Raw genomic sequence first — 18,988 nt, 5'->3', positions numbered from 1 at the left:
CGTGAGTTCATTCGAAGGGGTGGCGAATGGTGGCGTTTCCGTGTGAGCCGTGACTGGACGGGTGATCGTAGGATTACTGTGTGTGCACGAGTCCTGGGGGTACATGCGCTCGTGGGTATGCCGGAGGCAAGTCGTCATTCCGTTCGATGGGTGACAAGGGGCGGACGGGCGGCCGTACGAACCGGCATGCTGATAGGGCTTGGCGCACTCGGCGACAAGTGGTCTCAGGGATGGGGGCGTTCCAGTGAGCGGCAACGGCGGAAGCGGAACGAACGCTGCGAGCGCGACGCACACTGACAAGCGCCCCAACGAGCTGCTCACCTCCTGGTTCGTGCGCAGCGGTTGGTCCAAGGGCGAGCTCGCCCGCCAGGTCAACCGCAGGGCACGGCAGTTGGGCGCCAACCACATCTCCACGGACACCTCGCGGGTGCGCCGCTGGCTCGACGGAGAGAACCCCCGCGAGCCGATCCCCAGGATCCTGTCCGAGCTGTTCTCCGAACGCTTCGGCGTCGTCGTCTCCGTCGAGGACCTGGGCCTGCGCACCGCGCGCCAGTCGCCCTCCGCGACCGGCGTCGACCTGCCCTGGACGGGCCCGCAGACCGTGGCGCTGCTCAGCGAGTTCTCGCGCAGCGACCTCATGCTGGCGCGGCGCGGCTTCCTCGGGAGCTCGCTGGCCCTCTCCGCGGGTCCGGCCCTCATCGAGCCCATGCAGCGCTGGCTCGTGCCCTCGCCCCCGGCCCCGCGCTCCGAGCCCGGGTCCGCGGGCGGCTCCGGGCGCGCCCGCGGCCGGCTCTCCAAGCCGGAGCTGGACCTCCTGGAGTCCACGACGGTGATGTTCCGCCAGTGGGACGCCCAGTGCGGCGGTGGCCTGCGCCGCAAGGCGGTCGTCGGACAACTGCACGAGGTGACGGACCTCCTCCAGGAGCCCCAGCCGGAGTCGACCACCCGGCGTCTGTTCAAGGTCGCCGCCGAACTCGCCGAGCTGGCCGGCTGGATGTCGTACGACATCGGGCTCCAGCCGACCGCGCAGAAGTACTTCGTCCTCGCGCTGCACGCCGCCAAGGAGGCCGGTGACCGGCCGCTCGGCTCGTACGTGCTCTCCAGCATGAGCCGCCAGATGATCCACCTCGGCCGGCCCGACGACGCGCTGGAGCTGATCCACCTCGCGCAGTACGGCAGCCGCGACTGCGCGAGCCCGCGTACCCAGTCGATGCTGTATGCGATGGAGGCCCGCGCCTACGCCAACATGGGGCAGCCCGGCAAGTGCAAGCGGGCCGTGCGGATGGCCGAGGACACCTTCTCCGAGGCCGACGAGTGGGACGAGCCCGACCCCGATTGGATCCGCTTCTTCTCCGAGGCCGAGCTGCACGGCGAGAACTCGCACTCCTACCGCGACCTGGCCTACGTCGCCGGCCGCAGTCCCACGTACGCCTCGCTGGCCGAGCCCCTGATGAACCGGGCCGTGAAGCTCTTCGCCGAGGACGGCGAGCACCAGCGGTCGTACGCACTGAACCTGATCGGCATGGCCACGGTGCACCTCCTCCAGCGCGAGCCCGAGCGGAGCACGGTCTTCGCCACCGAGGCCATGCAGGTCGCCAAGAAGGTCCGCTCCGAGCGCGTCAACACCCGGATCCGGAAGACGGTCGACACCGCCGCCCGCGAATTCGGCGACCTCGGCGAGGTCGTCGACCTCACCGAGCGGCTCGCGGCGGAGCTGCCCGAGACCGCCGAGGCGGTCTGAGAAGCCGTCCGACCTCCTGAACCCCGGCCGCGGCCGGCCCTCCCGAACTGCCCGACTCGGCTCCCCCATGCCAGGTCATCGGAAGGCCGGCCGCGGTCGGCCTGTGCGCCCACGGCTGCCTGAAAGCCGAAGGTTGCGCCACGATAACGATCGGCTCGCCCGTCATCCGGCAGTTCATCGACGCGTAACACAGAACCCGCCTTCGTCACGGCCGCGAAACAACGAGGGGCTTCGACCGAAACCGCGCTGCGTCAATCTCGTGGCGCATAACCGGCCCACCCCTCATTCCGCTCGAGGCTTCGCCCGCACGGGGCCGTACCAATGACGAGGAGACGCCGATGGCACCAGCCATCACCCTTGCCGCAGAAGCGCCCAAGCTGTCTGCCGCGAACACAGGGTTCATGCTCATCTGTTCCGCCCTGGTGATGCTCATGACGCCGGGCCTGGCCTTCTTCTACGGAGGCATGGTCCGCGTCAAGAGCACCCTGAACATGCTGATGATGAGCTTCATCAGCCTCGGGATCGTCACCATCCTGTGGGTGCTGTACGGCTTCTCCATGGCGTTCGGCACCGACTCCGGCAGCCTCATCGGCTGGAACTCCGACTGGGTCGGCCTCAGCAAGATCGGCCTGACGGAGCTGTGGCCCGGTTACACCATCCCGGTGTTCGTGTTCCTGGTCTTCCAGCTGATGTTCGCGATCATCACGCCCGCCCTGATCAGCGGCGCCCTCGCGGACCGCGTGAAGTTCAGCGCGTGGGCGCTGTTCATCGCCCTGTGGGCCACCGTCGTCTACTTCCCCGTCGCGCACTGGGTCTGGGGCTCCGGCGGCTGGGCCTTCGAACTGGGCGTCATCGACTTCGCCGGTGGTACGGCGGTCCACATCAACGCGGGTGCCGCGGCGCTCGGCGTGATCCTCGTCATCGGCAAGCGCGTCGGCTTCAAGCGGGACCCGATGCGTCCGCACAGCCTGCCGCTGGTCATGCTCGGCGCCGGTCTGCTGTGGTTCGGCTGGTTCGGCTTCAACGCCGGCTCCTGGCTCGGCAACGACGACGGCGTCGGCGCGCTGATGTTCGTCAACACCCAGATCGCCACCGCCGCCGCCATGCTGGCCTGGCTCATCTACGAGAAGATCCGCCACGGTGCGTTCACCACGCTCGGTGCCGCCTCCGGCGCGGTCGCGGGTCTGGTCGCCATCACCCCCGCCGGTGGCGCGGTCACCCCGCTCGGCGCGATCGCCGTCGGCGCCATCGCCGGTGTGCTGTGCGCCATGGCCGTCGGCCTCAAGTACAAGTTCGGCTACGACGACTCCCTCGACGTCGTCGGCGTCCACCTGGTCGGCGGTGTCGTCGGCTCCCTGCTGATCGGCCTCTTCGCCAGCGGCAAGGGCCAGTCCACCGTCGAGGGCCTCTTCTACGGCGGCGGCCTGACCCAGTTCTGGAAGCAGTGCGCCGGTGTCTTCGCGGTCCTCGCCTACTCCCTGATCGTCTCCGCGGTCCTCGCCTTCATCCTCGACAAGACCATGGGCATGCGGGTCACCGAGGACGAAGAGGTGGCCGGCATCGACCAGGCCGAGCACGCCGAGACCGCATACGACTTCAGTGGCGCCGGTGGCGGCGCCGCCAAGACGGCCGTCACGGCCCCCGTCGCCGCAGCCGCGAGCAAGAAGGTGGACGCATGAAGCTCATCACCGCCGTCGTCAAGCCGCACCGGCTCGACGAGATCAAGGAGGCCCTCCAGGCCTTCGGCGTACACGGCCTGACGGTCACCGAGGCGAGCGGCTACGGTCGTCAGCGGGGCCACACCGAGGTCTACCGGGGCGCCGAGTACACGGTCGACCTGGTCCCCAAGATCCGCATCGAGGTCCTGGTCGAGGACGACGACGCCGAGCAGCTGATCGACGTCGTGGTCAAGGCGGCCCGCACCGGCAAGATCGGTGACGGAAAGGTCTGGTCGATCCCGGTCGAGACGGCCGTACGGGTCCGGACCGGCGAGCGCGGTCCCGACGCGCTCTGAAGACCCTCGAGGCAGGCAACGGAACAGGAGTCGCTGGGTGACGGGTACGGACGTGCAGAAGGAAGCAGAGGACTCGGGACCCAGCGGCTACGCGGCGGCCCGGCTGCGTCTCCTCACCGAGGAGACGCGGTCCGGGCCGCCGCGCCGTGCGGCCCTGTCCGAACTCACGGACGACTGGCTCACCGGTCTGTTCGCGGCGGGCGCCGAAGGGCTGCGCGGGGCCTCTCTCGTCGCCGTCGGCGGCTACGGGCGCGGTGAGCTGTCCCCGCGCAGCGACCTCGACCTGCTCCTGCTGCACGACGGCACCGACACCAAGGCCGTCGCCGCCCTGGCCGACCGGCTCTGGTACCCCGTCTGGGACCTGGGACTGGACCTCGACCACTCCGTCCGCACCCCCGCCGAGGCCCGCAAGACCGCCGGTGAGGACCTCAAGGTGCAGCTCGGACTGCTGGACGCCCGGCACATCGCCGGCGACCTCGGCCTCACCAGCTCGCTGCGCACGGCCGTCCTGGCCGACTGGCGCAACCAGGCCCCCAAACGCCTGCCCGAACTGCAGGAGCTGTGCGCCGAACGCGCCGAGCGCCAGGGCGAGCTGCAGTACCTGCTGGAACCCGACCTGAAGGAGGCCCGCGGCGGGCTGCGCGACGCCACCGCGCTGCGCGCCGTCGCCGCCTCCTGGCTCGCCGACGCCCCCCGCGAGGGCCTCGCCGACGCCCGGCGCCGGCTCCTGGACGTCCGGGACGCCCTGCACCTGGCCACCGGGCGCGCCACCGACCGGCTCGCCCTCCAGGAGCAGGACCAGGTGGCCGCCGAGCTGGGCCTGCTCGACGCGGACACCCTGCTGCGGCAGGTGTACGAGGCGGCCCGGGTCGTCTCGTACGCCAGTGACGTCACCTGGCGGGAGGTGGGGCGCGTTCTGCGGTCGCGCGCCGTGCGGCCCCGGCTGCGCAAACTGGTGGGGGAGCGAAGCGACTTCCTCAGAAGGGCGGTGGCGGGCGACGGGAGGGCGCTGGGCGGCGGGAAGCCGACCGCCGAGCGGTCCCCGCTGGCCGAGGGAGTGGTGGAGCAGGACGGCGAGGTGGTGCTCGCCCGCGCCGCGCGCCCCGAACGCGACCCCGTGCTGCCGCTGCGCGCCGCGGCCGCCGCCGCGCAGGCCGGCCTCCCGCTCTCGCTGCACGCCGTACGGCGGCTCGCGGCCACCGTGCGCCCGCTGCCGACGCCCTGGCCCGCCGAGGCCCGTGAACAACTCGTCACCCTGCTCGGCTCCGGCCGCCCCACCATCGACGTGTGGGAGGCGCTGGAGGCGGAGGGGCTGATCACCCGGCTGCTGCCCGACTGGGAGCGGGTCCGCTGCCGCCCGCAGCGCAACGCCGTGCACCTGTGGACCGTCGACCGGCACCTCATCGAGACCGCGGTGCGCGCCTCCGAGTTCACCCGCCGGGTCAGCCGCCCCGACCTGCTGCTGGTCGCCGCGCTGCTGCACGACATCGGCAAGGGCTGGCCGGGCGACCACTCCGTGGCGGGCGAGATCATCGCCAAGGACGTGGCCACCCGGATCGGCTTCGACCGTCACGACGTGAACGTGATCGCCACCCTGGTACGGCACCACCTCACGCTCATCGACACCGCCACCCGGCGCGACCTGGAGGACCCGGCCACCGTGCGCTCCGTCGCCGAGGCCGTCGGCTCCGAGGGCACCCTGGAGCTGCTGCACGCGCTCACCGAGGCCGACGCCCTCGCCACCGGCCCGGCAGCCTGGTCGTCCTGGCGCGGCTCACTCGTCGCCGACCTGGTCAAACGGGTCTCGGCGGTGCTCGCCGGGGACGCCCCGGACGACCCCGAGGAGGCCGCGCCGACGGCCGAGCAGGAGCGGCTCGCCCTGGAGGCCGCGGCGACGGGCAGCCCGGTGCTCTCGCTGCGGGCCCAGACCGAGCCGCCCGCCGGGCAGGAGCCGTCCGGCGACCCCGAGCCCCTCGGGGTGGAGCTGCTCATCGCCGTACCCGACCAGCCCGGGGTGCTGCCCGCGGTGGCCGGCGTTCTCGCCGTGCACCGGCTGACCGTACGCACCGCCGAGCTGCGCTCCCTGCACCTCCCGGACGGCGTGGACGGGTCCGTCCTGTTGCTGGACTGGCGCGTCGCCGCCGAGTACGGCTCGCTGCCGCAGGCCGCCCGGCTGCGCTCGGACCTCGTCCGGGCGCTGGATGGCTCCCTGGACATCGCCGGCCGCCTCGCCGAACGCGACGCGGCCTATCCGCGCCGCCGGGGCGTGATCGCCCCCGCGGCCCGGGTGTCGGTCCACCCGGCCGCCTCCCGGCTGGCCACGGTCATCGAGGTCCGCTCCCAGGACGCCCCGGGGCTGCTGTTCCGCATCGGCCGCGCCCTGGAGGACGCGAACGTGCGGGTGCGCAGCGCCCACGTCTCGACGCTCGGCGCCAACGCGGTCGACGCCTTCTACGTGACCGGCCCGGAAGGCGCGCCGCTGCCCGGGGACGAGGCGGCGGCCGTGGCGCGGAAGCTGGAGGAGACACTGCGCGGGTGAGGCCGACCCGGCGACTTGTCACGCCGGGATACCCTGGAGGGCGATTCCCTGTAGCCACCGACCCCGAGGACCGCGAGCGCCGTGTTCGATACTCTTTCCGATCGCCTCTCAGCGACCTTCAAGAACCTGCGCGGCAAGGGACGGCTCTCCGAGGCGGACATCGACGCCACGGCGCGCGAGATCCGGATCGCGCTGCTCGAGGCGGACGTGGCGCTTCCCGTCGTCCGGGCGTTCATCAAGAACGTCAAGGAGCGCGCCCTCGGCGCCGAGGTCAGCAAGGCGCTGAACCCGGCCCAGCAGGTCCTCAAGATCGTCAACGAGGAACTGGTCACGATCCTCGGCGGTGAGACCCGGCGCCTGCGCTTCGCCAAGCAGCCGCCCACCGTGATCATGCTGGCGGGTCTGCAGGGTGCCGGTAAGACCACCCTCGCGGGCAAGCTCGGCCGCTGGCTGAAGGAGCAGGGTCACTCGCCGCTGCTGGTCGCCTGTGACCTCCAGCGCCCCAACGCCGTGAACCAGCTGAGTGTCGTCGCCGACCGCGCGGGCGTCAGCGTCTACGCCCCCGAGCCGGGCAACGGCGTCGGTGACCCGGTCAAGGTCGCCAAGGACTCCATCGAGCACGCCAAGTCCAAGGTCCACGACATCGTGATCGTGGACACCGCCGGCCGTCTCGGCATCGACCAGGAGATGATGCAGCAGGCCGCGGACATCCGCGACGCCGTCTCCCCGGACGAGATCCTCTTCGTCGTCGACGCGATGATCGGCCAGGACGCCGTCAACACCGCCGAGGCCTTCCGTGACGGCGTCGGCTTCGACGGTGTGGTGCTCTCCAAGCTCGACGGCGACGCGCGCGGTGGTGCGGCTCTGTCGATCCGGCAGATCACCGGCAAGCCGATCATGTTCGCCTCCAACGGCGAGAAGCTCGACGACTTCGACGCCTTCCACCCCGACCGGATGGCCTCCCGCATCCTCGACATGGGTGACCTGCTCACCCTGATCGAGCAGGCGGAGAAGACGTTCAGCCAGGAAGAGGCCGAGAAGATGGCCTCCAAGCTGGCGTCCAAGAAGGGCCAGGACTTCACCCTGGACGACTTCCTGGCCCAGATGGAGCAGGTCCGCAAGATGGGCTCCATCTCCAAGCTGCTCGGCATGCTGCCGGGCATGGGCCAGATGAAGGACCAGATCGCCAACCTCGACGAGCGGGACGTCGACCGCACGGCCGCCATCATCAAGTCGATGACCCCGGCCGAGCGCCAGGAGCCGACGATCATCAACGGCTCGCGCCGCGCCCGTATCGCCAGGGGCTCCGGCGTCGAGGTCAGCGCGGTGAAGAACCTCGTCGAGCGGTTCTTCGAGGCCCGCAAGATGATGTCCCGGATGGCCCAGGGCGGCGGCATGCCGGGGATGCCGGGGATGCCGGGCATGGGCGGTGGCCCCGGCCGGACGAAGAAGAAGCAGAAGCAGGCCAAGGGCAAGCAGCGCTCGGGCAACCCGATGAAGCGCAAGCAGCAGGAGCAGGAGGAGGCCGCCCGCCGGGCCGCCGCGGCCGAGGGCGGCAGTGCCTTCGGGCTGCCGCAGCAGGGTGGCAAGGACTTCGAGCTGCCCGACGAGTTCAAGAAGTTCATGGGCTGACGCCCCGTCCGAACAGCACTGAGGGCGCCCCCTCCTCCGGGAAGGGGCGCCCTCAGTGGTGTGCCGGTGCTTCGCCGGTCAGCTGTTCGGGAACTTCCAGACGTACGGCTCGCCGTCCTCCTCCGACCAGTGGACCTCGACGCTCTTGGCGTTCGCCGGCACCACGTACGTCTCGCAGAAGACATGGCTCTCGCCCTGCTTCCAGCTCTCGACGTCGTAGGGGTCCTCACAGCCCGCGGCGTCCTCGGAGGCGCCGATGAGGACCGAGCCGCGCTGCCCGTCGGCGAAGACTGTGGTGCCGTCGTGCACGTCGGAGCCCTCGGTGAGGGCAGGCCCGCTCTTGTGCGTGTACTTCACGTACGCGACGGCAAGCGCCTTGCCCTTGACCTTGTCCGGCTCGGAGACGGCCTTCGCCGCCTCCGCCTCGGTGCCCACCTCGACCTTCTGCGCCAGGACCTCGTAGGTGACCTCGCCCGGGTCCTCCGCGACCTTGCCCGTGGCGCTCTCGCCGGTGCCCATCTCACCGCCGGAGGCGGGCTCCGGTGACGGCGAGGCCTTGGCCTGGGCGGTGGCCGTGCTCGTCGCGTCGGCAGTGTCGTCGCCGCCCCCGCAGGCGGTGAGCGTCAGGGCGAGAACGGCGACGGGCGCGACGAGGCGCAGCGCGGTCTGGTGGTGCGGCACAACAGCTCCTGTATGCAGATGTGATGGTTCCCCGAGCGGTGGATCACATTAGGGCTTCATGATCCACTTGGTGGAACCAAAAGCTCCCCTTGGTGTTTTCTTCACACCATTCACACCTGCATCGGGAGCGCTGTGCGTCAGGGCGTCCGGGCGATCAGATAGCGGAACACGTTCGACATCCACACCGTCCCGTCCTGCCTCCGGTGCGGATGGAGGGCCTCGGCCAGCTCCTTGTCGACCTGCACCTGGTCCGTCGCCGTCATCGCCGCGTCGAACAGACCCGTCGATTTCAGGCCCCGTACCGCGCTGTCCACGTCGGCGTAGCCGAAGGGGCAGGCCACCCGCCCCGACCCGTCCGGCCTGAGCCCGGCCCGGTGGGCGACATCCTCCAGGTCGTCGCGGCAGGCGGGGCGCCAGTTGCCCGGGGTGCGCAGCGGCTCCGCGAGCTTCGTGGCCACCCGCATCACGGACGCCGTGGCGCAACGCTCCGGCGGGCCCCAGCCCGCCAGCACCACGGCCGCACCGCGCCGGGCGAGCGGCGTCGCCTCCGCCAGGAGTCCGGCCAGCCCTTCCGAGTCGCCCGCCAGGCACCCGATCGGCTCGAAGGCGGTCACCAGGGTGTAGCCGGGAGCGCCCGGTTCCGCCGTGTCCCGGGGCGAACCGTCGACCAGCCGGGCCTCCGGACGCGCCTGGGTGCCCGACGCCTCGGAGAGCAGCCGCTCCCGCGCCAGGGTCATTCTTTCGGGGGAAGCGTCGACACCGGTGACCGCCGCTCCCCGGGCGGCGGCCATCAGCAGGGAGAGCCCGGAACCACAGCCGAGGCCGAGCAGCCGTGTCGTGGGACCCACGTCCAGTCGCTCGTAGACGGCCTCGTAGAGCGGTACGAGCATCCGCTCCTGGATCTCGGACCAGTCACGCGCGCGTGCACGCAGGTCCACGCGGGGTGCGGCCCCCGCGTGAGGCAGGTGCTGCCGCACGAGCGTAGGTGTCATAAGTAAGCGCCCCAATCCGCCGAGAGTTGCCTCTTGCCCGATTCCATGGCCCCCGTGACAGTGCGCTCGCACTACCCCCGTATGCCAGGAAACTCCCCCCTCGACCCGTCGTCCAGTGGAATGCGGCAGGGCTTGCGAGATGTCATGTGCCGGTGGCGAGATTTCACATGCCGGCAATCCGGGCCCGTAGCATCCCGCCATGGCGAAGGCACCTGTTCTCACCCCCCGGGCGGACGATTTCCCGCGCTGGTACCAGGACTTGATCACCAAGGCGGAGCTCGCCGACAACGGTCCGGTGCGCGGCACCATGGTCATCCGGCCGTACGGGTACGGGCTGTGGGAGAGGATGCAGGCGGAGATGGACGCCCGCATCAAGGAGACGGGCACCCAGAACGCGTACTTCCCCCTGCTGATCCCCGAGTCGTACCTCGCCCGGGAGGCCGACCACGTCGAGGGCTTCGCGCCCGAGCTGGCCGTCGTCACCCACGGCGGCGGCAAGGAGCTGGAAGAGCCGGCCGTGGTCCGTCCCACCTCCGAGATGATCGTCAACGAGTACTTCTCCAAGTGGGTGCAGAGCTACCGGGATCTGCCGCTGCTCATCAACCAGTGGGCGAACGTCGTGCGCTGGGAACTGCGCCCGCGCCTGTTCCTGCGGACCTCCGAGTTCCTCTGGCAGGAGGGCCACACCGCCCACCCCACGTACGAGGAGGCGCGTGACTTCGCCGCGCACATCCACCGGCGGGTCTACGAGGACTTCATGCTGAACGTCCTCGCGATGGACGTCGTCCCCGGCCGCAAGACCGTGAAGGAGCGCTTCGCGGGCGCGATCAACACCCTCACCCTCGAAGGCATGATGGGCGACGGCAAGGCCCTGCAGATGGCCACGAGCCACGAACTGGGCCAGAACTTCGCCAAGGCCTTCCACACGCAGTACCTCTCCAAGGAAGGCCGGCAGGAACTCGTCTGGCAGACCTCCTGGGGTTCCACCACCCGCATGATCGGCGCCCTGGTGATGATGCACGGCGACGACGACGGCCTGCGCGTCCCGCCGCGGCTGGCGCAGATCCAGGCCGTCGTGCTCGCGATCAAGGGCGAGGAGGCGGTTCTGGCCAAGGTCCGCGAGCTCGGCGACCGCCTGAAGGCGGCCGGTGTCCGCGTCCACGTCGACGACCGCACCGACACGCCCTTCGGCCGTCGCGCGGTCGACTGGGAGCTCAAGGGCGTGCCGGTCCGGATCGAGATCGGCCCGCGCGACCTGGGCAACGGCACCGCGATGCTCGCCCGCCGCATCCCCGGGGGCAAGGAGCCGGTGTCACTGGACGACCTCGCCGAACTGCTCCCGGGGATCCTCGAGGAGGACCAGGCCCTGCTGCTCAAGCAGTCCCGCGAGCGCCGCGAGTCACGGACGGCGGAGGTGTCCACGTTCGAGGAGGCCGTCGAGGCCGCCACCCACGGCGGCTGGGCGCGCATCCCATGGGCCGCGCTCGGCGAGGAGGGCGAGGCCAGGCTCGCCGATCACGCGGTGACCGTACGGTGTCTGATCGCCGAGGACGGGTCGGTGCCGGATGCCGACGACGCACCCGGTAACGTCGCGGTCGTCGCACGCGCTTACTGAGTGAGGCGCGAGGCGGCCGAAACGCCTCTTGCGGATCCACAGACCTCTGTCGCCCCGGCCCGCACGGTTCACATACGCGCCGGGGCGTACGCGGGACTACGCACCACCTTGTGGTGAGCTGTGAGGCTTCTCCACAGATCGGCGCACCCGCCCTCGTCGGGACGCATCAGAGGCAACTGACGGGTACGTGCAAATTATTTGGGATGGCCCGGAATCGGAACACTGGGGCACCCCGGCTCGTTGTCATTACGTGAGCACGACACAGACACCACCTGTTCTCGCCGCAGAGCTGGCACAGGCGTGGGCCGACATTCAGCGGTACCACCCCGAGCTGCCCGACCTTGCCGCGCCAGAGTCCCTGATCGGGGAGTCGTCGTCCGCGTGCGGTCACGAGCTCTCCTTCGAGCGACTGCTCCATGAGGCAGTCCATGGCATCGCCGCCTCGCGCGGCGTCCGCGACACCTCCCGCGCCGGCCGCTACCACAACCGCAGATTCCTCGCGATCGCCGAGGAGCTGGGCCTTGACCACCCCGAGGAGCCGCATCCCAGCAGCGGCTTCTCCCTGGTCACGCTCACCCCCGAGGCGAAGCGCCGCTACCGCCCGACGATGGAGCGCCTCCAGCGCGCCCTGAAGGCCCACACCGCCGCGACCTCCTCCGACACCTCACGCACCTTCCGGGGCCCGGCCGCCCGCCACGGCTCCTCGGGTGGCGGTGTACGCGTCAAGGCGGTCTGCGACTGCGGCCGCAACGTCCGGGTCGTCCCGTCCGTCCTCGCCCAGGCCCCGATCGTCTGCGGCGGCTGCGGCAAGCCGTTCCGGATCCCGGACATCGTGGGAGCCGTGGCGAGCTGACGCCCCGCACCGGCATCTCGTGGCTGCCGGTCGACGGCGCAGGGCTCGGGCCGCCGGCGCACCCGACGTGCTCACCTCTCACGCCGGGTGCGCCGTCGGCGTGCCCGCACAGCGGATCGGGCCCCCGGCCCGGGGCGACTCGCCGGGTGTGGCACAATGGCTAGCTGTACTCGACAGCCGCACAGGAACCCTCTCGCCTCCGGCTGACGCGTCCATCGGGCACTCGGGTACCGCAACCCCACGCGGCATTTCTCGCCGTGCCCAACCACGTCAAATCCAGGAGAACCCACTCCCGTGGCAGTCAAGATCAAGCTGAAGCGTCTGGGCAAGATCCGTTCGCCTCACTACCGCATCGTCGTCGCCGACTCCCGCACCCGCCGTGACGGCCGGGCCATCGAGGAGATCGGCAAGTACCACCCGACGTACAACCCGTCGGTGATCGAGGTCGACGCCGAGCGCGTGGCGTACTGGCTCGGTGTCGGCGCCCAGCCGACCGAGCCCGTGATGGCCATCCTCAAGAAGACCGGCGACTGGCAGAAGTTCAAGGGCGAGCCGGCTCCGGCCCCGCTCCTGACGCAGCCGGAGAAGGCCGCGCGTCCGTCGTTCGAGGCCATCGGCGGCGACGACGAGGGCAAGGGTGAGGCGATCACCCAGAAGAAGAAGGCCGAGAAGAAGGACGAGGCCGCCGAGTCCGCTTCGACCGAGGCCTGAGCATGCTCGAGGAGGCTCTCGAGCACCTCGTGAAGGGCATCGTCGACAACCCTGACGATGTGCAGGTCGCCTCGCGCAACCTGCGTCGCGGTCGCGTGCTCGAGGTCCGGGTCCACCCGGACGACCTCGGCAAGGTGATCGGCCGCAACGGCCGCACCGCACGCGCCCTGCGTACCGTCGTGGGCGCCATCGGCGGCCGGGGCGTCCGTGTCGACCTCGTCGACGTGGACCACGTCCGCTGACGCTTTCGCAGCAGCACCGGCTCGGGCCGGGGAGGGCCACTGGGCCGTCCCCGGCCCGCAGTCGTATGACAGGAGAATGGACACGTGCAGCTGGTAGTCGCACGGATCGGCCGTGCCCATGGAATCAAGGGTGAGGTCACCGTCGAGGTACGGACCGACGAGCCGGAGCTGAGGCTGGGCCCCGGTGCCGTACTCACCACCGACCCCGCATCCGCGGGACCGCTCACCATCGAGACGGGCCGCGTCCACAGCGGCCGTCTCCTGCTGCGCTTCGAGGGCGTCGGCGACCGCACCGCCGCCGAGGCCCTGCGCAACACCCTCCTGATCGCCGAGATCGACCCGGAGGAACTGCCCGAGGGCGAGGATGAGTACTACGACCATCAGCTCATCGACCTCGACGTGGTCACCGCGGACGGCACCGAGGTCGGCCGGATCACGGAGATCTCGCACCTGCCCACCCAGGACCTGTTCATCGTGGAGCGTCCCGACGGCAGCGAGGTGATGATCCCCTTCGTCGAGGAGATCGTCGCCGAGATCGACCTGGAGGAGCAGAAGGCCGTCATCACCCCGCCGCCGGGCCTGATCGACGACCGCGCCGAGATCGCGTCCAGCCGGGACGAGTCCTGATGCGCCTCGACGTCGTCACGATCTTCCCCGAGTACCTGGAACCGCTGAACGTCTCCCTCGTCGGCAAGGCCCGCGCGCGCGGACAGCTCGACGTGCACGTCCACGACCTGCGTTCCTGGACCTACGACCGTCACCACACGGTCGACGACACCCCCTACGGCGGCGGCCCCGGCATGGTCATGAAGACCGAGCCGTGGGGAGACGCACTGGACTCGGTCCTCGCCGACGGTTACGAGGCGGGCTCCCGGGCGCCCGCCCTCATCGTGCCCACCCCCAGCGGCCGGCCCTTCACCCAGGAACTCGCCGTCCAGCTCTCCGAGCGACCCTGGCTGATCTTCACCCCGGCCCGCTACGAGGGCATCGACCGCCGCGTCGTCGACGAGTACGCGACCCGGATGCCGGTGTACGAGGTGTCCATCGGGGACTACGTCCTGGCCGGCGGCGAGGCGGCCGTCCTCGTCGTCACGGAGGCCGTGGCGCGGCTGCTGCCCGGCGTCCTGGGCAACGCCGAGTCCCACCGGGACGACTCCTTCGCGCCCGGTGCCATGGCCAGCCTGCTGGAAGGGCCCGTCTACACCAAGCCCCCCGAGTGGCGCGGCCGGGACATCCCCGACGTGCTGCTCAGCGGCCACCACGGGAAGATCGCCCGCTGGCGCCGCGACGAGGCCCTCAAGCGCACCACCGCCCACCGGCCCGACCTCATCGAGCGGTGCGACCCCAAGGCCTTCGACAAGAAGGACCGCGAGATGCTTTCCATCCTCGGCTGGGCGCCCGACCCGGCGGGGGAGCCGTACGGCCGATTTTGGCGCAGGACCGACGGCGTGGAAGAATAGCCAGCTGTTGTGCGTCCGTCCGGCGTGCGCCCCTGCCACAGGGGGAGACGACGTCCGCCCCGACCCGCACACCCCTGATCCGAAACACCTAGTTTCCGTTGATGACCTGTGGCATCAGCGAGGAAAGCAGACTCATGTCTCACCTGCTCGACACCGTCGACTCCGCGTCGCTGCGCAGCGACGTCCCCGCCTTCCGTCCGGGCGACACCGTCAACGTCCACGTCCGCGTCATCGAGGGCAACCGCTCCCGTGTGCAGCAGTTCAAGGGCGTTGTGATCCGTCGCCAGGGCGCCGGCGTGCGCGAGACCTTCACGGTCCGCAAGGTCTCCTTCTCCGTCGGCGTCGAGCGCACCTTCCCGGTGCACACCCCGATCGTGGAGAAGATCGAGCTCGTCACCAAGGGTGACGTGCGCCGCGCCAAGCTGTACTACCTGCGCGAGCTGCGCGGCAAGGCCGCGAAGATCAAGGAGAAGCGCGAGAGCTGAGCGCTCTCCGGGGTTCGTGTCGGGGCCGGATAACATCTGGCTCCGATGGACACCGAAGCACAGCCCACGGAGCGCGACCGCTCCTCCCGCCCTTCCGGCTCCGAGACGACCTCGGGACCCGCAGGGCCGGAGGACCGGTCGCGTTTCGCGTTGGTGGCGCGTGCCGGCTCCTGGGTCCCGGGCGGCCGGATCACCCTCACCCTGCTTTTCTGCCTGGTCTTCCTGCTGTTGCTCAGCACGTTCGTGCTGCGGCCGTTCCAGATCCCCAGCGGATCCATGGAACCCGGATTGAGGATCGGAGACCGGGTTCTCGTAAATAAGTTGGCGTACCGTTTCGGTGCCGTGCCGCGGCGGGGAGACATCGTCGTGTTCGACGGGACCGGGTACTTCGGGCACGCGGACTACATCAAACGCGTTGTCGGTGTGGGGGGAGACCGCGTGGTCTGCTGCGACAGGGAGGGGAGGATCCAGGTGAACGGCCGGCCGGTCGACGAGTCGGGCTTCCTGCATCCCGGCGACAGCCCGTCCGCGGTGCCCTTCGACGTCGTCGTCCCCGGCGGCACCCTGTTCGTCCTCGGCGACCACCGCAGCGACTCCAGCGACTCCCGCGACCACCTCGGCTCGCCCGGCGGCGGCATGATTCCCGTCGGCGACGTGATCGGCCGCGCCGACTGGATCATCTGGCCGTCCGCTCACGCCACCCGGCTGCACCGGCCCGACGCCTACGCGCGCGTGCCCGACGCCGGCAGGACGGGCGCCCATGGGTAACCGCGGCAAACCGCGCGGCGTCCCTGCGGGCCCTGCGGAGAACCTGCTGCCCACCGGCGTCCGGCGCGCCGCCGGACCGTCCGGCAGTGGCCGTACGCGGGCCGAGCGCCGCAAGCTCCAGCGCAAGGTCAAGCGGCGCCGCAGGCGCGGCGCCGTGAAGGAGATACCGCTCCTCGTGGGCGTGGCGGTCCTGATAGCGCTCGTACTGAAGACGTTCCTCGTCCAGGCCTTCGTCATCCCGTCCGGCTCCATGGAGCAGACGATCCGGATCGGCGACCGCGTCCTGGTCGACAAGCTCACCCCGTGGTTCGGTTCGGAGCCGCAGCGCGGGGACGTGGTCGTCTTCAAGGACCCCGGCGGCTGGCTCCAGGACGAGCAGACCACCCCCAAGAAGGACGACCCCATCGTCGTCAAGCAGGTCAAGGAAGGGCTCACCTTCATCGGCCTGCTGCCGTCCGAGAACGAGAAGGACCTCATCAAGCGGGTCGTCGGCGTCGGTGGCGACCGCGTCAAGTGCTGCGACACGCAGGGGCGGGTGACGGTCAACGGCGTCCCGCTGAACGAGGACTATCTGTACCCCGGCGTCGCCCCCTCCGACACGCCGTTCGACATCAGGGTCCCTCAGGGACGGCTGTGGGTGATGGGCGACCACCGGAACAACTCGGCGGACTCCCGGGTGCACCAGGACACCGACTACGGGGGCACGGTCTCCGAGGACGAGGTCGTGGGACGAGCCATGGTCATCGCCTGGCCCCTCAACCACTGGACCACCTTGGACGAGCCGAACACCTACGCCACCGTGTCCGACTCGGACACCGGGTCGACCGCCGCTCCCCGGCTGTCGCATAGGGTTGCTTCCGACGATCCGAACGGAACGATCCGACTCCCGAGCCCTGCGGAACTCCCGCTCGTTATGGGAGTGGTGGGCCTGCGCCGCGTATGGGGCAGGCGGCGGCACAGAGTGAGGAGTTGGCGTGGGGGATGTGGCGGTTGGCGCACGGTCCGGACACGACGGGGAGGAGCACCGCGGACGCCCCGCGGAATCCGCCGTCCCTGCCGCGGACAGCGCCGTGACCCCCGGGAATGACTCCGGGGCGGCCGAGGACGGCAGGGTGACGGAAGAGCACACGACAGCAGAGGGCCAGGGACCGGGCGGCACGGCGAGGACGCCGAAGAAGCCGCGTTCCTTCTGGAAGGAACTGCCCATCCTGATCGGCATCGCCCTGGTGCTCGCGCTGCTGATCAAGACGTTCCTCGTGCAGGCGTTCTCGATCCCTTCCGACTCGATGCAGAACACCCTCCAGCAGGGCGACCGGGTCCTGGTCGACAAACTCACCCCTTGGTTCGGCTCCGAGCCCGAACGCGGCGAGGTGGTCGTCTTCCACGACCCGGGCAACTGGCTCAGGGGTGAGCCCACGCCCGACCCCAACGCGATGCAGACGTTCCTGAGCTGGATCGGCCTGATGCCGTCGGTGGAAGAGAAGGACCTGATCAAGCGGGTGATCGGGGTCGGCGGAGATACGGTCGAGTGCAACAAGACCGGTCCGCTGAAGGTCAACGGCAAGGCGCTGAACGAGCCGTACGTCTACCCGGGCAACACGCCGTGCAGTGTCGACGACCAGGGCGGCCAGTTCAAGGTGAAGGTCCCGAAGGGCTACATCTGGGTCATGGGAGACCACCGGCAGAACTCGCGTGACTCGCGCTACAACCAGGGCGAGAAGTACCACGGCATGGTCCCGGTCAAGGACGTCGTCGGACGCGCCATCGTGAAGGCCTGGCCTATCAACCGCTGGGACACGCTGCCGGTGCCCGACACGTTCGACCAGGCCGGGCTGAACCCCTGACCGTCCCCTGCGGGGCACGACGGGCCCCGCAGCCGGGAAGCCGCATCGTCGTTCCGCATTCGGGCGCATGAGCGGGCTGACCCCGGCCCGTACCCCCGGGTAGGGTGCGGACCCATGGGTGGCGAGAGCATGACGCACACAGCCCCGCGCAGCGGCGGCTCGGGCACGGGCCCGGTGGGCAGCCGGACCGGACAGCGGTTGTCCGGGCTGGCCGTCGCACTGGGCCTCGTGCTGTTTCTCGGCGGGTTCGCCTGGGGAGCGGTGGTCTACCGGCCGTACACCGTCCCCACCAGTTCGATGACCCCCACGATCGACGCGGGCGACCGGATCCTGGCGCAGCGCATCGACGGCGGCGAGGTGCGCCGCGGCGATGTCGTCGTCTTCAAGGACGCGACCTGGGCCAACGCGCCGATGGTCAAGCGCGTGGTCGCCGTCGGCGGCGACACGGTCTCCTGCTGCCAGGACGGCAGGCTGAAGGTCAACGGCAAGGAGATCGACGAAACGTACCTGCCCAAGGGCACACCGGCCGAGATGAGCAACTTCCCGACCGTGACCGTCCCCAAGGGGCGCCTCTTCCTGCTCGGTGACGAGCGGGGCAATTCCGTGGACTCCACGGCCCACCTGACCGACGCGGCCAGTGGCACGGTGGCACGCTCCGCGGTGGACGCCCGCGTCGACACCGTCGTGTGGCCGATGAAGGGCATGCTGCAGCGCCCCACCGGCTTCGAGCCGCTCGGCCCTCTCTCCTCGCCCGGACCGCTGCGGACGATCACCGCCCTCGTGATCGCCGGCGCCGTTCTCGTCCTGGGCGGAGGTGCCTACGGGCCTATCGCCAAGCGCGCGGGCGCCGCCCGGGCCCGGCGGGAGAGCGCCGCGGAGCCCTCAGGTGTCCGCTGAGGCCGGGGGAGCGGGCCAGGACACCTTCGAGGGCGGACTGCGCAGGGTCGCCCGGGTGGTGCTGCTCGACCCGCGGGACCGCATCCTGCTGCTGCACGGGCACGAGCCGGACGACCCGGCCGACGACTGGTGGTTCACCCCCGGCGGCGGTGTGGAGGGCGAGGAGACCCGTGAACAGGCCGCTTTGCGGGAACTCGCCGAGGAGACGGGCATCACCGAGGTCGAGATCGGCCCGGTGCTGTGGCGGCGCAGGTGCTCCTTTCCGTTCGCGGGCCGCCGCTGGAACCAGGACGAGTGGTACTACCTGGCGCGTACGGAGCGCACGGCGGTGGCCGCCACCGGGCTGACCGAACTGGAGCGGCGCAGTGTCGCCGGAGCGCGCTGGTGGACGTGTCCGGAACTGAGCCGGGCACATGAGACGGTGTATCCGACCAGACTCGCCGGGCTGCTGCGCACGCTGCTCGACGAAGGTCCCCCGGCCAGGCCAGTGATCCTTGACCCGGAAATCGTCTAG

Annotated in this window: 19 protein-coding genes; 17 read left to right on the top strand and 2 right to left on the bottom strand. The window is 70.5% G+C overall.

Annotated elements, in window-relative coordinates:
• Positions 1–244: 244 nt before the first annotated feature.
• From AB0F04_RS26210 to ffh, 5 genes are all read left to right on the top strand, one after another.
• Positions 245–1,741, top strand: a complete 1,497-nt coding sequence (locus AB0F04_RS26210; RefSeq protein WP_362045140.1) for a hypothetical protein — start codon at positions 245–247, stop codon at positions 1,739–1,741.
• Between the two features lie 338 nt (positions 1,742–2,079).
• On the top strand, positions 2,080–3,420 hold the full coding sequence (locus tag AB0F04_RS26205; RefSeq protein WP_362045137.1) for an ammonium transporter: 1,341 nt from the start codon (positions 2,080–2,082) through the stop codon (positions 3,418–3,420).
• Positions 3,417–3,755: a P-II family nitrogen regulator gene (locus tag AB0F04_RS26200; RefSeq protein WP_030231663.1), complete on the top strand. Its 339-nt coding sequence runs from the start codon at positions 3,417–3,419 to the stop codon at positions 3,753–3,755. The genes AB0F04_RS26205 and AB0F04_RS26200 overlap by 4 nt, the downstream gene beginning before the upstream one ends.
• 37 nt (positions 3,756–3,792) lie before the next feature.
• Positions 3,793–6,294, top strand: a complete 2,502-nt coding sequence (locus AB0F04_RS26195; RefSeq protein ID WP_362045134.1) for a [protein-PII] uridylyltransferase — start codon at positions 3,793–3,795, stop codon at positions 6,292–6,294.
• 81 nt (positions 6,295–6,375) lie between these two features.
• Positions 6,376–7,926: a signal recognition particle protein gene (ffh, locus tag AB0F04_RS26190; RefSeq protein ID WP_053668744.1), complete on the top strand. Its 1,551-nt coding sequence runs from the start codon at positions 6,376–6,378 to the stop codon at positions 7,924–7,926.
• Positions 7,927–8,004: 78 nt separating this feature from the next.
• On the opposite strand, the gene AB0F04_RS26185 is transcribed toward ffh, so the two are convergent.
• Both AB0F04_RS26185 and AB0F04_RS26180 read right to left on the bottom strand, forming a co-directional pair.
• The gene (locus AB0F04_RS26185; protein ID WP_362045130.1) at positions 8,005–8,607 is read right to left on the bottom strand and encodes a hypothetical protein; all 603 of its coding nucleotides are present in this window, start codon (positions 8,605–8,607) and stop codon (positions 8,005–8,007) included.
• A 137-nt stretch (positions 8,608–8,744) separates the two neighbouring features.
• Positions 8,745–9,599 carry a methyltransferase domain-containing protein gene (locus tag AB0F04_RS26180; RefSeq protein WP_362045128.1) on the bottom strand — a complete coding sequence of 285 codons (855 nt, stop codon included), beginning with the start codon at positions 9,597–9,599 and terminating at the stop codon, positions 8,745–8,747.
• Between the two features lie 199 nt (positions 9,600–9,798).
• Here AB0F04_RS26180 and proS point away from each other — a divergent pair, with 199 nt between their 5' ends.
• The 12 genes from proS to AB0F04_RS26120 all read left to right on the top strand — a co-directional run bounded on the left by proS (position 9,799) and on the right by AB0F04_RS26120 (position 18,988).
• A complete protein-coding gene (proS, locus tag AB0F04_RS26175) occupies positions 9,799–11,214 on the top strand; it encodes a proline--tRNA ligase (RefSeq protein ID WP_362045125.1) in 1,416 nt (471 codons plus the stop codon).
• A 250-nt stretch (positions 11,215–11,464) separates the two neighbouring features.
• The gene (locus tag AB0F04_RS26170; protein WP_104781425.1) at positions 11,465–12,067 is read left to right on the top strand and encodes a hypothetical protein; all 603 of its coding nucleotides are present in this window, start codon (positions 11,465–11,467) and stop codon (positions 12,065–12,067) included.
• 294 nt (positions 12,068–12,361) lie between these two features.
• Complete coding sequence (gene rpsP, locus AB0F04_RS26165; RefSeq protein ID WP_030852064.1) at positions 12,362–12,778, top strand: 30S ribosomal protein S16; 417 nt, start codon at positions 12,362–12,364, stop codon at positions 12,776–12,778.
• 2 nt (positions 12,779–12,780) lie between these two features.
• Entirely contained in the window at positions 12,781–13,020 is a 240-nt protein-coding gene (locus tag AB0F04_RS26160) for an RNA-binding protein (RefSeq protein WP_003973401.1), read from the top strand.
• Positions 13,021–13,104: 84 nt separating this feature from the next.
• Positions 13,105–13,647 (top strand): ribosome maturation factor RimM, encoded by a 543-nt coding sequence (gene rimM / locus AB0F04_RS26155; protein ID WP_362045121.1) that lies wholly within the window; start codon positions 13,105–13,107, stop codon positions 13,645–13,647.
• Complete coding sequence (trmD, locus tag AB0F04_RS26150; RefSeq protein ID WP_362045118.1) at positions 13,647–14,480, top strand: tRNA (guanosine(37)-N1)-methyltransferase TrmD; 834 nt, start codon at positions 13,647–13,649, stop codon at positions 14,478–14,480. Before rimM ends, trmD begins: the two co-directional genes overlap by 1 nt.
• Before the next feature lie 134 nt (positions 14,481–14,614).
• Entirely contained in the window at positions 14,615–14,965 is a 351-nt protein-coding gene (rplS, locus tag AB0F04_RS26145) for a 50S ribosomal protein L19 (RefSeq protein ID WP_053668736.1), read from the top strand.
• 45 nt (positions 14,966–15,010) lie between these two features.
• A complete protein-coding gene (gene lepB, locus AB0F04_RS26140; protein ID WP_362045115.1) occupies positions 15,011–15,733 on the top strand; it encodes a signal peptidase I in 723 nt (240 codons plus the stop codon).
• Positions 15,726–16,820 carry a signal peptidase I gene (lepB, locus tag AB0F04_RS26135; protein ID WP_362045112.1) on the top strand — a complete coding sequence of 365 codons (1,095 nt, stop codon included), beginning with the start codon at positions 15,726–15,728 and terminating at the stop codon, positions 16,818–16,820. Before lepB (AB0F04_RS26140) ends, lepB (AB0F04_RS26135) begins: the two co-directional genes overlap by 8 nt.
• On the top strand, positions 16,708–17,577 hold the full coding sequence (gene lepB / locus AB0F04_RS26130; RefSeq protein ID WP_362045109.1) for a signal peptidase I: 870 nt from the start codon (positions 16,708–16,710) through the stop codon (positions 17,575–17,577). Before lepB (AB0F04_RS26135) ends, lepB (AB0F04_RS26130) begins: the two co-directional genes overlap by 113 nt.
• 114 nt (positions 17,578–17,691) lie before the next feature.
• Positions 17,692–18,474 (top strand): signal peptidase I, encoded by a 783-nt coding sequence (gene lepB / locus AB0F04_RS26125; protein WP_362045106.1) that lies wholly within the window; start codon positions 17,692–17,694, stop codon positions 18,472–18,474.
• Positions 18,464–18,988, top strand: coding sequence for an NUDIX hydrolase (locus AB0F04_RS26120; RefSeq protein ID WP_362045104.1), 525 nt, complete (start codon positions 18,464–18,466; stop codon positions 18,986–18,988). Before lepB (AB0F04_RS26125) ends, AB0F04_RS26120 begins: the two co-directional genes overlap by 11 nt.

Source organism: Streptomyces sp. NPDC029041 (assembly GCF_040637515.1).
In the GTDB taxonomy this organism is placed as follows: Bacteria; Actinomycetota; Actinomycetes; order Streptomycetales; family Streptomycetaceae; genus Streptomyces.
Note: the sequence above shows the minus strand (reverse complement) of the source record. Positions and strands in the feature narration are given on the sequence as shown.

Coding starts and splice junctions, on each gene's coding strand:
- AB0F04_RS26205 (WP_362045137.1), top strand. CDS start 2,080: ATGGCACCAGCCATCACCCTTGCCGCAGAAGCGCCCAAGCTGTCTGCC.
- AB0F04_RS26200 (WP_030231663.1), top strand. CDS start 3,417: ATGAAGCTCATCACCGCCGTCGTCAAGCCGCACCGGCTCGACGAGATC.
- AB0F04_RS26180 (WP_362045128.1), bottom strand. CDS start 9,599: ATGACACCTACGCTCGTGCGGCAGCACCTGCCTCACGCGGGGGCCGCA.
- proS (WP_362045125.1), top strand. CDS start 9,799: ATGGCGAAGGCACCTGTTCTCACCCCCCGGGCGGACGATTTCCCGCGC.
- AB0F04_RS26160 (WP_003973401.1), top strand. CDS start 12,781: ATGCTCGAGGAGGCTCTCGAGCACCTCGTGAAGGGCATCGTCGACAAC.
- trmD (WP_362045118.1), top strand. CDS start 13,647: ATGCGCCTCGACGTCGTCACGATCTTCCCCGAGTACCTGGAACCGCTG.
- rplS (WP_053668736.1), top strand. CDS start 14,615: ATGTCTCACCTGCTCGACACCGTCGACTCCGCGTCGCTGCGCAGCGAC.
- lepB (WP_362045115.1), top strand. CDS start 15,011: ATGGACACCGAAGCACAGCCCACGGAGCGCGACCGCTCCTCCCGCCCT.
- lepB (WP_362045112.1), top strand. CDS start 15,726: ATGGGTAACCGCGGCAAACCGCGCGGCGTCCCTGCGGGCCCTGCGGAG.
- lepB (WP_362045106.1), top strand. CDS start 17,692: ATGGGTGGCGAGAGCATGACGCACACAGCCCCGCGCAGCGGCGGCTCG.